A 12,708-nucleotide genomic window follows, 5' to 3' on the forward strand; every position below is an offset into this window, starting at 1 on the left:
AGAATAGAGAATAGAGAATAGAGAATAGAGAATAGAGAATAGAGAATAGAGAATAGAGAATAGAGAATAGAGGATAGAGAATAGACTTTTAATTACCCTCGATTTTTAGGACTAATCACTAGTCACTAGTCACTAGTCACTAGTCACTAATTACTAGTCACTAATCACTAGCTACTAATCTCCATAACCCCTAACTATAAACCCTAGTTACTTTTTCAATTCCATCAATTTTTTTAATCGAATCAATCATGCGTTTTAAGATTTTGTTGTTCTGGACTACAACGGTAACTTGACCATTGAAAATTCCAGCTTCACCACTTAAAGATATACTTTGAATGTTAACATGCATTTGATTGGATATTACTTTAGTAAGTTCATTGGTTAATCCCATCGTATCCATGCCGGTAATATTTAAATTCACTTTAAACTCTTGTTTGGTCGAATCGATCCATCGCGCTTGCATAATCCGATATGCATAATTTGATTGTAGGCTAATAGCGTTTGGACAGTCTTTTTTGTGGACTTTTATCCCTTCGTTTATGGTTACAAAACCAAACACATCATCACCTGGAATCGGATTGCAACAAGAAGCCAACTTGTAATCCAAACGATCTTGCTCTTTTCCAAAGACCAATAAGTCGTAATTACTGGTTAACTCTTGTCGGTTTATTTCCTCTGGATTTGTAGCATGCGACCGTTTGATTTTGTTTTTGAAAAAATTAATTAGCGTATTGCTTTTCTGTGCAGCATAGTCCTTTAACTGTTGATTCTCTATCGCCCCGATTCCTACACGATAAAACAAATCCAAACTCGTTTTTAATTTAAAATAGTTAACCAATTCATTAACTACACTTTCATTAAGAGTAATTTTTAAATGCTTTAGCTTACGCGTTAGTAATTCTTTTCCTTCTTCAGCAATTTTCTTCGTATCTTCATTGAGTACACTTCGGATTTTATTTTTTGCTCTTGATGTAGTTACATAGTCCAACCAGTTGATTGTTGGTTTTTGATGCGGTGACGTTATGATTTCTACTTGGTCTCCACTTTTTAATTCGTAATTGAGGGGAACTAACCGTCCATTTACACGGGTTCCTCGTGTTTTAATACCGATTTCAGAATGGATGCTAAAGGCAAAATCCAACGAAGTAGCTCCTTTTGGCAAGGATTTAATTTCACCTTTGGGTGTAAATACAAAGATTTCTTTGGCATACAAATTCATTTTGAAATCTTCTACAAAGTCAACCGCATTGGTTTCGGCATTTTCTAATGCTTCTTTCAGCAAATTCAGCCATTTCTCAAGACCCGATTCTTCAGTAGCACCTTGTTTATATTTGTAGTGTGCAGCATAGCCTTTCTCGGCAATTTCATCCATACGTTCGCTGCGCACTTGTATTTCTACCCAACGTCCTTTTGGACCCATAACGGTGATATGTAATGCCTCATATCCAGTTGATTTGGGAGAAGAAATCCAATCGCGTAATCGACTCGGACTTGGTCGGTAATGATCGGTAACTACAGAATAAATTTTCCAAGCCAAGAATTTTTCATCATGGGGATTGGATTTATAAATAATACGCAGTGCAAATTTGTCGTATACTTCATCAAACGTCACACGTTGCACCATCATTTTCCGACGAATTGAATAAATGGATTTGGGCCGCCCCTTGATAATGTATTGAATCCCTTCTTCATCCAAAGATTTTGCTAAAACCTTAGAAACCATTTTGATATAGTCGTCTTGTTCTTCTTTTGTTTCTTTGATTTTGCTAACAATATCCTTGTAAATTAAAGGTTCGGTATACTTAAGGCCTAAATCTTCCAATTGGGTTTTGATGTTGTATAAACCCAAACGATGGGCCAAAGGAGCATAGATATATAAGGTTTCAGAAGCAATTTTTTCTTGCTTGTATTGCGGCATGGAATCCATCGTTTGCATGTTGTGCAAGCGGTCAGCAATTTTAATAAGAATAACCCGAACATCATCATTTAACGTGAGCAGCATTTTACGAAAATTTTCTGCTTGCATCGAGATGTTCATGTCTTTTTTAACCTGCGAAATTTTGGTAAGTCCACCTACCAATTGTGCAATTTTTGGATTGAATTGTTTTTCAATATCCTCTACGGTTATTGGCGTATCTTCTACAACATCATGCAAGAGTGCGGCAGCAATACCAGTGGCCCCCAAACCAATCTCAGAAGCTACGATTTTGGCCACACCGATTGGGTGGAAAATATAGGCTTCTCCAGATTTTCGGCGCTGATCTTTGTGCGCATCAACCGCAACATCAAAAGCTTTGCGGATCAATTTTTTATCGTCTACACTAAGCGTTTGGTAACTAATGCGTAAAAGTTCTTTGTATTCTCGAGCGAGTGCTTTTTTTTCTTCTTCTAAATCGATTTCTAGCATAAAAACGTTGTGAAGGTTAAAAGTACAACAAATTAAAACATTCTACAACTTCAAAATAGTAGAATTAACGGATAGTAACTATGCATTTGTAGTGCTTAATTTTAAAATCCTCTTTGACGCTTTGCTTCAAAAAGTAAAATGGCAGCTGCTACAGAAACGTTCATTGAATCAATGGTTCCCGACATCGGAATTATAATGTTTTGCGTTGCAGCTTCCCGCCAAGCCGATGTTAGTCCGGTTGCTTCTGTACCAACAACCAAGGCTGTGGCTTGTGTAAAATCATTTTCGTGGTATACATTAGCGTTTTGTAATGTTGCGCTGTAAATCGCAATTTTTTTTTGTTGTAAAAAAGTAATCATTTCAGTTGTAGTACTCATCGCTATTGTATTGGTGAATAGACAACCTACACTGGAGCGGATACAATTGGGATTGTACAAATCGGTTTTACTGTTGGCAATTAAAACGGCATCGGCCCCAACAGCGTCTGCTGTGCGTAAAAGTGCGCCGATATTTCCGGGTTTTTCAATAGCTTCGGCTACTAGAATCAAAGGGTTTTCGGGTAATTGAAGCGCATTTAAATCGTGATCTTTTGCTTTAGCCACCGCTAGAATGCCTTCAGTAGTATCACGATAGGCCAATTTTTGATATACTTCTTTGCTAATTTCAATCGGATTGCAAAAGGAAGGGATTTGCTTTTGAATAGAAGAAATAGCAAACATTTCAGGCACAAATAATACGTTTTCCAAAACATAGCCGCCTTTTAATGCCAATTCGATTTCCCTTTTTCCTTCAATTAAAAAGGTTCCGGTTTGTTTTCGAACTTTGGCCTTTTCTTGCAACAATACTAAGGATTTGATCAATGGGTTTTGGGTCGAATGGATTTGTTTCAAGACGATTCAATTAAGAGGCTAATTTAAGGGAATTCCCTGAAATCTTAAAATGTAAAATAAAGCCAACCCATATAAGGATCGGGAAAGCTTGGGTCATTTAAGTTAAGAATATAATAGTACGTTCCTTTAGGAGAAATATAGTCACTTATCGTAAATTTTTGATTAGAAAACCCATCCCATTCAGGCATCGAATTGTTTCCTTTCCAAACCAGACGTCCCCATCGGTTGTATATTTCTAGTGTAAATTGGGTGAAAATATTGTACAAACCTTCTATGTGAAAAGTGTCATTGGCCCCATCGCCATTAGCCGAAACATAATTGAAAATTTGAGGGGGGCAATTTTTGGTTTGCAATTCAAAGTTCCCCAAACTATAACAATGCTCATTATTAACTCGAAAATAAATGGTTTTGGGTGTTGCTGTCGCCCAATAGGATTCGGGAGTTACAATTGCGTTTACCTGATTGGTTGCATCGGCAATAGTTTCATAATAGCCTCCAAAGGTTGCTAATGCTGCATCAAAAGCCGATTCGGCATAATTGTAAAAATTAAATTCACCCGAAGTGAAGCCTTTATTGCAACTCACAATAGGATCTAAAGCGCTAATAACAGGCGAAAACCAAAGTGTATCAGTCCAATTTGCACTATTATTGGTTTCGATTAATTCTTGAACGCTACTATTAGCGTCGACTTGCGCTACTAGGGTATAATTTAAGGGCGCTGATGTCGGAATCGTCAATACAATTTGCCCTTGCTCAAATCCATTTATAGGAAGTGTTGTTTGGGTTTGGGCTTGTCCAACTAAAATTCCGTCACAATAAAATGCAATTATTGTTCCCGATGGTAGTGGGTCAGTAGCGTTGGGATTTGAAACGGTATAATGCAACGTTACATTGGGCGAATCACAGGTTTTATCAACCGCATCTATCGAAATTACGGCATCGGGCAACTGGCTGTTGAATGTGGTTAAAATTACATTCATAAGCACTACATCTTGTCCTGAAGTAAGTTGTATTAACGCCGAGGTATCTCCAATTTGAATATTGTTTTGAATGGAATAAATATCCAAGTCCATATTGTGTAGGGTCGAACTATTGGTTATCGAATTTGTTCCATTGAAAGCATTATTTGCGGGGTTTAATGGCGGATTACTCAAAACGGTCCCGTTAATACGCAAACTTTCATTTACCGCCAAACCACGATCACCTTCCCAAGCGACAAAACCAATTTTTGCACCTACGTTATCCACCACATTTAAATTATCCAATGTTATGTTAATAGCCGTGGGAATACTTTGTAAGCCATCATATAAATTTACCTGATTAATTGGTAAAAGCGCTGATGAATAAACAACCACTAAGGTCCAACCCGCAAAATTTGTTCGGAAGTCACAATACCCTGGTTCGCTTAGTAATGTTGCACTTATATCAAGATTGGAAAGGGTATAGGTTCCGTTTCCTGTAGTTGCTACCAAAGCAGTTACGTCGGCAAAGGCACTGAAATAGGATAGTCCTGTATTACTGTTGATTGCAGAAAGAATACGCGTTGCCGTAATATCGATGCCATTCATGGATACTTGTTGATCACCATTACCCGACCCAGCCCAATACAAATAGGCTTTGTGGAGTTGTTGATTGGAGTTTAAATTTAATTCGGCAGAAGCGAAAGGAGCAATTAATTCGGTACACGTAGTTGTGGAATTGTTTTCTGCTAAATTGAGTGTATTCCCCACAAAAGTGAAGTCGTAACGACCATTGAATTGCTCATACAAACTAATGTTTTGTGCATTCCCAACGATTGTAAAAAAAAATAGAAACACGATACGTATGTAACCTGCGTTTGGCATTGAAATCAAGATATTGCATCTAAAAGTAGTGATTAATTTTAAATTATAGCTATTTTTGAATGGTTCTAACAAAAAAATCGTTAGCGAATCAATTGCTTATTCATCTATTTTGTTCACAGTAAAAAAATATCAAAATTCGGATTGTACGCTATGGGATGCCTTTATTGCGCAATCCCGAAACGGTACTTTTTTGTTTCAGCGGAAGTTCATGGAATACCACCACGATCGTTTTTTGGACTATTCGCTGCTGGTGTATAAAAACGATGACTTGATTGCAGTTGTTCCTGCGCATCAAATCAATGATTCACTTTATTCGCATTGGGGGCTCACCTATGGTGGATTGGTTTTACCGCTTCGAATACATATTTCGGATGTTCTTGGGTTGTTTGCTGCAGTTTTACGTTTTCTACAGCAACATGCGATTACTGCTTTACACATAAAAGAAATCCCCGGATTTTATGCGATGGGTTATTCGGGTGAACTAGCTTATTTAATGCAGCTTTGTCAAGCTAAGATAACACGCGTTGACCTATTGTCTTCCTTGGATTTACATCTACCTTTACAACTCTCTAAATCACGAAAAGAAAGTATTCGTCGGGGACAAAAAAAAGGATTGATTATTCGAGAAGAAGCTGATTTTACTTCTTTTTGGAACACATTACTGATTCCTAATTTAGAAAAAAGACACCAAACCCAACCGGTTCATACATTGGAAGAAATCACCTATTTGTACAGTCAATTTCCTAAAAATATACGGCATTTTAATGTGTATTTAGAGGGGCAGTTAGTCGCTGGAACAACCGTTTTTGATACGGGTAGAGTGGCACATCCACAGTATGTAGCGGGCGATGATCAACGATCAGAAACCGGTGCTTTGGATTATTTATATGATTATTTGATTACCGAAGTGTATCGGGATTGCCGCGTTTTTGATTTTGGTATTTCAAATGAAAACCAAGGAAAAAATATCAATGCCGGACTCCAATTTTGGAAAGAATCCTATGGTACACAGCCCGTTGCGCAGCATTTTTATCAGGTCGACACCGCTCATTTTTCATTATTAGACTCCGTACTCGTATGATCCCATTTTTGGATTTACAGCGTATAAACGCTCCGTTTATTGAAGCCTATCATGCACAATTGCAAAAGGTAGTTGAAAAGGGTTGGTTTATTTTGGGCGACCAATTAAAGCAATTTGAAACCGATTTTGCGGCAACGTGTCGCGCGCCTTATGCAATCGGTGTGGCCAATGGATTGGATGCGATAACCTTACTTTTTAAAGCTCATATCGCTCTGGGTAAGTTACAACCTGGAGATCATATATTGGTGCAAGCCAACACGTATATTGCATCAATTATGGGGATTATTGAAGCCGGATTGCAGCCTATTCTTATAGAGCCGGATGCAGAGACTTTTAATTTATCTCCCGAAAAAATAATTGAGGCAATTACGCCTGAAATTAAAGGTGTTTTGGTTGTTCATTTGTATGGACAATTGGCTCCTATGAGGGAAATAAATGCGATTGCCGCCGCACAAGATTGGGTTGTAATTGAAGATGCTGCCCAAGCTCACGGTCTTACTTTTGAAGGAATGAATGATTTGGCGTTTAGTTTTTATCCTGGAAAAAATTTGGGTGCTTTAGGTGATGGAGGGGCTGTGGTAACTCATGATTCAGCTGTTGCTAAGATGGTTCAAACTTTACGAAATTATGGATCGTGTCAAAAGTACCATAATGAATTGCGTGGAATGAATTCGCGCTTGGATGAACTACAAGCTGCATTTCTAAACGTGCGATTACCGCATTTAATGAATGAAAATAATTTGCGTCGAAAATGGGCACAACGGTATTTAACCGAGATACAAAATTCAGCCATTCAATTGCCCAAGGTGATGGCTATGGATGCTCATGTTTTTCATTTATTTGTTATTCAAACACCCTATCGAAAGCAATTACAATCGTATTTGCTGCAAAACGGTATAGAAACGATGATTCATTATCCGATTCCACCTCACAAACAAGGAGCTTTTTCAAATTGGAATATTTTATCATTTCCGATAACTGAACAAATACATGATACGGTTTTGAGTCTGCCTATGAGTCCGGTATTATCCGAAGAGGAGGTTAGTTATATCATTCAAACCTTAAATGGATATTTATGAGATGGTTGATTGGTTTGTGGCAAGGAGAATTAGGGAGAATAACCTCATTAAATAGTTTGTCTGTTGGCTTAAAACTAGTTACGGGTTTTGTTACTTCAAAGTTGCTTGCAATCTATATAGGGCCAACTGGTTTAGCTCTAGTAGGTAATTTGCGAAATTTTTTAACTTCAATTGAAAATATTGCCACTTTGGGTTTTGCCAATGGAATAGTAAAATATACAGCAGCCTATAAAAATGATCCTAATCAATTAAAGAATTTTTTATCTACAGTTTTGACGTTGTTACCAGTAATGGCATTGATTACATCTTGTTGTATTGCTATTTTTGCTGATTACTGGAGTTTTATTTTATTTGGGAGTTCCTCACCCTATACCTCTGTTTTTTATTGGTTTGCATTGGCATTGCCTTGGTATTTGATCCAAATTGTTTTAATGTCCATTTTAAATGGATTGGAAGCATTTAAGAAAGTGGTCTACACCCAAATTCTTAGTTCACTTATTGGGTTGGTTATTACGGTTATATTAGTTATTAAATCCCAAACCTTTGGTGCATTAGTTGCAGTTGTTGTTGCGCCTTCACTTACTTTTTTTTGTCTTGCGTATTATTTAAAATCACAATTATTGGCCTTTCGTCCTCAATGCAATAGAGTATTTATTGAACAATTGTTTCACTACACATTGATGGCAATTGCCTCATCAGTTATTGGACCTTTAGTACTAATTGCATTACGTAATCAACTTATTTTAAATATAGGAAGCGTTGCTGCTGGTTTTTGGGAAGCATTGACCCGAATTTCAAGTTTTTATTTTTTATTTCTTTCAACTTTAATTGGACTTTATTTCTTGCCTAGGTTATCCAAAGTTGTAAATGATTTTGAAGAAAAAGCCATTTTAAAAAATTATTATACCCAAGTTTTTCCATTATTTACCATCGGCTTAATTGTTTTTTATCTTTTACGACACTTGGTAGTTTCACTTTTTTATACTCATGCTTTTGAGCCCATAACTGATTTGATACAATGGCAAGTTTTGGGAGATTTTTTTAAAGGTGCTGCTTTGATTTTGGGGTATCGTTTTTTTGCGTATCGAAAAACAGGTTTATTTATTTTCACCGAATTGTTCTCTTTGACTAGTTTATATTTCTTGAGTCGGTATGGAATTCAAGAGTCTGGATTAGAAGGGTTTATGCAGGCTTATGTTGTAAATTATGCATTGTATTTTTTATTTCTATTATTCATCTACCTATTTCGAAAGCCCGTGCATGGGTAAATCTCCACGTCCATAGCCAATAACTTCTATTCTATCAAAACTAGTTAAATCAAACTGCTGAAGTATACGATGAACCTTTTCTTTACCGTTACAATTTTTACCCGATAATTGTCCCGTAAATCGGTCTTTAGAGTAGGATAAAGCAGTCGCAATTAACATGAATTTTTCATGATCGACCCAATTATCAAGCCATTCATTAGCTGAAGCTGTCACGATACAAATAGTTGCCGAATCTTGTTCTTTTTTTAAATAGTTGTAAAGTTCTTCATTCAAATCTAAAGGAATCCTTTTTTTTGAAAAAGTTCGTCCAATTTGTTTGAATTTTGATGCATCCATCCCACCAAAAAAGAAGCTTAACCACTTAGTCTTAGTAAAAGTAGCAGAGGAAAATCGAAGTAGATATGCTATAAGAATCGGACTTAAACATAGCAATCCAAAATAATATCGCCAAAATCCAAAATACCATCGGGTGAAGACCAACATACTATTTTTATGGTATAGCGTTTCATCAAAATCAACTAGAATTAACTTTTTCATACTTTCACATATAAGAGCCCACCCATAAATACCACCCATAAGAATATGGTAAGTTGTAGTTGTCTATCTTTTAAAACAAGCGTGTGTGGAGCTAGAGGAGTTTGATCCACAAGAGCTAATTTTAAATACCTAAGTAGTCCATGCAAAACAAAAAGGCCGGACATGTAAACTAATTTCGAATGGTAACGACTTTGTATATCTGGACTAATAGAGAATATAAGATAAGCAATAGTAATCAATGCGGTCAAACTACTAAGGGTAGTGTCAATAAATTTTAAATTATACTTTTCAATGTTTTTCCTTGTGGAAACACCATCCAAATGCAATACTAGGTCCGTTCTTCGTTTTGCTAATGCCAAAAAGAGAGCCAATAAATAGGTCTCTATGATGATCCAAATCGAAAGTTCACTTGATGATGCTAAACTCCCGACAAACAAGCGTAATAAAAAACCGAACGCAATTATGGAAACATCAATAATAACAAATTGTTTTAATCCAATAGAATAACATATATTAATACCTAAATACACCGCAAATACAAGGAGTATTTTAGGCTGACTAATGAATGCCAAGGTGCATCCTAATAATAAAAGAAGTAAGGCAACACTATATGCAATGTTAATAGAGACGGCTCCTGATGCTATGGGTCTATTTTTCTTTTTTGGATGCAACTTATCCGTTTCTAAATCCTTAATGTCATTGAAGATGTATACAACACTTGCAATACAACAAAAGGCAAAGAAGGCAATAAAAGTTTTTTCAATTTTTTCTATAGTAATTGAACCTGAAAAAAACAAGGGAGCAATTATAAATACATTTTTAACGTATTGTTTAGGTCTTAGAAGTTTGAGGTAAGGGTGCATTCAATGTTGATCCTTTATAAACTAAGAAATACTTAGTTTCATTAATTTTTTGAAAATAACGAACGATATAGTCGGTTACGATACTAAAATCAGCCCTATTGCTGGTCATAAATTCATCATTACCTTGGATGAAAGATTTCTCAACGAAAATAACACTTTCTTTCCGACTGGCAATCTGGAGTATTGTTTTTGGATCGCGATGGATTTCCCAATTCAATAACCAATCCGCTGGAAGTGGATTTTTGATATCCATTGCATAATAATAGAATGCACAATTCGGTGCTACAATTTGTCTTTTGTTTGGGTATTTGAAATGCAATATTTTCAATTCATTCAATTTATCAAAATGGACTTTACTAGTTTTAATGCCTGCAAACTTGGGGCTGAAAGCCCCGATGTTGTAGCGAAGTGTATTAATTGGCTTTTCCGCATAAGGTTTAAATTGGTAAATCGTACCAATTAAAACACCAATGAACATCATTCCTTGAAAATATGAGGTATACTTAGGAAAACGATTGGTTACCAGCCAGATAAGTAAAATAAGTAAACTTGTTCCCATGAAAATAGGATAAGGATATCCTAAGCTTATGGCGCAAGCCCAAGCGACCATTCCAATGCAAAAAAGCACGGCTGCCTTATTTCGATCCTTGGAGTCCCGATTAAACCAACCTAAACAAGAAAAAGCAAGGGCAATCGTTAATACGCGAGAACCTTCTTGAATTGAAATTACGATAGACCAAATCAAACCAAAAATACCCCAAAGGATCGCTATGTTTTGAAAACTTATTTTCCAAGGAGCTTTAATTTTTAGATTGTAAATCAACATAAAAATGCTTGCTGTTCCTAATAAAATCCAAAGTGTTTCACGCTGTTTATAGTCATAAAAATAGTTAAGAAAACCACTATAGATTAAATCAGTAACTGTCGTTTCACCCATAGTGTGCGATAAGAATTCTTTTAGGGTCGTAAATTGAGAAATGCCCCAAATAAAGAGAGTTAATGTAACGAATTGAATAAATAGTAAATAGATAACATTCAACGGTTTATAACGAAGTGCCGTACTTATGATAAAAACAATTGGAATGCAATAATATGATTGTTTTGTAAGTGCTGCAGCAATAGTGAAAAGTCCAATCAATGGGATATAGAAATTCACTCGATTCTTTTTATTACTTAGTGCCCAAAGGTAAAATGCGATTGCAGTATAAAGTAATCCGTCAGTAGTAGGCCAAGGATACATAGGAAAAAACTGCACAGAAAATACAAGACCCAAGAAATACATTAATTTCGGATAAGGTATTTTCCAATCGAGTCCAAGTTGAATTCCTTTAAACCACAAATGTGTTTGCAAAAGAAAAAGTAGCCAGTTGATTAATTTTAAATAAAAAAACTGTCCGAATACAGGCAAAGTTTTCATTATCCATGCCCATAAAAATATAGTTGCTGGCGGACCTTTGTAATAAAAATCGCGATAAGGAAGTTCTCCATTAACGATTCGCCAACTGTATCCCACAATATAACCACTATCCCATAGATCTAATCCTTGAGTGATCCAAAAAGCCACAACAGCAATAAGAAGTATTAAACTTACTTTTCTGAATTCCATGCCCTAATATATTGTTGTGCAATTTGTGTGAATTCGTGATTTTTTTTTATAAATGCGGCAGCATTTTTTCCAATAGTAGCAATCATTTCTGGATGATGAATTAAAAAATTTAATTTTTCAATTAAATAATCGATATCGGGTAATGCATTAATTGCTACTTCATCTTCCTGTAATTGGTAGAAGTTTAAAAATTCTGTTTCCGCCCCAGTGAAAACCACTTTACCTTGTGCCATAGCTTCAAGAGCATTGTATCCTTGATCAAATGCATATACTTGATCCAGTACAATATGTGCTCTTTTAAAATGTTGATGATATTCAAAATAGGGTATGTCTCGGGTTGTTATGATTTCAGTCTTAAATCCCCAACGTTTCTGCACAATTTTTAAAGCTTCTTCAAAAAAACGAATGCCTTTGGAGTGGTAATTTCCAGAATTAATTCCTAGAAAAATAATAACTTTCCCTGTAACTCTATTAGGGGTATATATTTTGCTCAATGTGTTTATAGGATTAGGGATTAAGCCTATAAACTTTTGATGTGTCCGAAGGGGAGCAACATAATCCAAGTCGGAAGCAATAATTCCTTTGCAGTGTTTCTCAAGTAATTTGTGAATTTTAAAATGCATTGACGTCTTGTATTCCCACATGAATGTGTATTCTTTTTCCGTTAATTTAGGGTTTTCAAAATAGGGATTCATTATGGAATATCGCTCTCTTTTTGCTAACATATATTCCAAGTTGGTTTTATCCACACCACAACTTAATAAGTAACAATTGGAATTTTTCTTTAAAATTTTTTTTAAGAAATGATATTCGAGTAGAGCTAAAGTTTGAATTGGTTTTTCATTGATAAACTGAACAACATCATATTGTTGGAATCGATTCACTATCCACCAAAAACGTAATCCGTGTTCGAGTAAAACTAAATCATATTTAAAAAAACGGTACCAAACTTGTCGGAAGATATTACCTATTTTAGATTTAAAAAATAGGGCACGTATAGAGTAATCCGCAGGATAATTTTTGAATCCATCACCGTTATTGACTAAAACCACTTCATGACCCAATGCCACAAGGCCTTCTTTTAACGTATTGTGTAAACGACTGAATTCACCCAACAGTAATATTCTCACATT

The 12,708-nt window shown here is 35.7% G+C and carries 10 protein-coding genes; 3 read left to right on the plus strand and 7 right to left on the minus strand.

From position 1 onward, the window contains the following. Positions 1–190 precede the first annotated feature (190 nt). The 3 genes from Q0039_RS10090 to Q0039_RS10100 form a co-directional block, all read right to left on the minus strand. Positions 191–2,407: a RelA/SpoT family protein gene (locus tag Q0039_RS10090; RefSeq protein ID WP_297512342.1), complete on the minus strand. Its 2,217-nt coding sequence runs from the start codon at positions 2,405–2,407 to the stop codon at positions 191–193. A gap of 101 nt (positions 2,408–2,508) precedes the next feature. Next, positions 2,509–3,297 (minus strand): RNA methyltransferase, encoded by a 789-nt coding sequence (locus tag Q0039_RS10095; RefSeq protein WP_297512344.1) that lies wholly within the window; start codon positions 3,295–3,297, stop codon positions 2,509–2,511. Between the two features lie 44 nt (positions 3,298–3,341). Continuing rightward, the gene (locus Q0039_RS10100; protein ID WP_297512347.1) at positions 3,342–5,141 is read right to left on the minus strand and encodes a gliding motility-associated C-terminal domain-containing protein; all 1,800 of its coding nucleotides are present in this window, start codon (positions 5,139–5,141) and stop codon (positions 3,342–3,344) included. 109 nt (positions 5,142–5,250) lie between these two features. Between Q0039_RS10100 and Q0039_RS10105 the strand changes: the two genes are divergently transcribed. Genes Q0039_RS10105 through Q0039_RS10115 form a run of 3 tightly spaced genes read left to right on the plus strand, consistent with a single transcriptional unit; the run spans position 5,251 to position 8,569 of the window. Continuing rightward, a complete protein-coding gene (locus Q0039_RS10105) occupies positions 5,251–6,222 on the plus strand; it encodes a GNAT family N-acetyltransferase (protein WP_297512350.1) in 972 nt (323 codons plus the stop codon). Then, positions 6,219–7,301 (plus strand): DegT/DnrJ/EryC1/StrS family aminotransferase, encoded by a 1,083-nt coding sequence (locus tag Q0039_RS10110; RefSeq protein ID WP_297512353.1) that lies wholly within the window; start codon positions 6,219–6,221, stop codon positions 7,299–7,301. The genes Q0039_RS10105 and Q0039_RS10110 overlap by 4 nt, the downstream gene beginning before the upstream one ends. Next, positions 7,298–8,569, plus strand: a complete 1,272-nt coding sequence (locus Q0039_RS10115; RefSeq protein WP_297512356.1) for an O-antigen translocase — start codon at positions 7,298–7,300, stop codon at positions 8,567–8,569. The genes Q0039_RS10110 and Q0039_RS10115 overlap by 4 nt, the downstream gene beginning before the upstream one ends. Here Q0039_RS10115 and Q0039_RS10120 read toward each other — a convergent pair. Genes Q0039_RS10120 through Q0039_RS10135 form a run of 4 tightly spaced genes read right to left on the minus strand, consistent with a single transcriptional unit; the run spans position 8,543 to position 12,705 of the window. Beyond that, positions 8,543–9,106: a haloacid dehalogenase-like hydrolase gene (locus Q0039_RS10120; protein ID WP_297512359.1), complete on the minus strand. Its 564-nt coding sequence runs from the start codon at positions 9,104–9,106 to the stop codon at positions 8,543–8,545. The two genes, Q0039_RS10115 and Q0039_RS10120, sit on opposite strands and share 27 nt — an antisense overlap. Beyond that, a complete protein-coding gene (locus Q0039_RS10125; protein WP_297512362.1) occupies positions 9,103–9,969 on the minus strand; it encodes a UbiA prenyltransferase family protein in 867 nt (288 codons plus the stop codon). Before Q0039_RS10125 ends, Q0039_RS10120 begins: the two co-directional genes overlap by 4 nt. Next, complete coding sequence (locus tag Q0039_RS10130; protein ID WP_297512365.1) at positions 9,938–11,575, minus strand: hypothetical protein; 1,638 nt, start codon at positions 11,573–11,575, stop codon at positions 9,938–9,940. Before Q0039_RS10130 ends, Q0039_RS10125 begins: the two co-directional genes overlap by 32 nt. Next, positions 11,557–12,705 carry a glycosyltransferase gene (locus tag Q0039_RS10135; protein WP_297512368.1) on the minus strand — a complete coding sequence of 383 codons (1,149 nt, stop codon included), beginning with the start codon at positions 12,703–12,705 and terminating at the stop codon, positions 11,557–11,559. The genes Q0039_RS10130 and Q0039_RS10135 overlap by 19 nt, the downstream gene beginning before the upstream one ends. Positions 12,706–12,708 lie beyond the last annotated feature (3 nt).

Source organism: Flavobacterium sp. (assembly GCF_027484945.1).
Taxonomy (GTDB): domain Bacteria; phylum Bacteroidota; class Bacteroidia; order Flavobacteriales; family Flavobacteriaceae; genus Flavobacterium.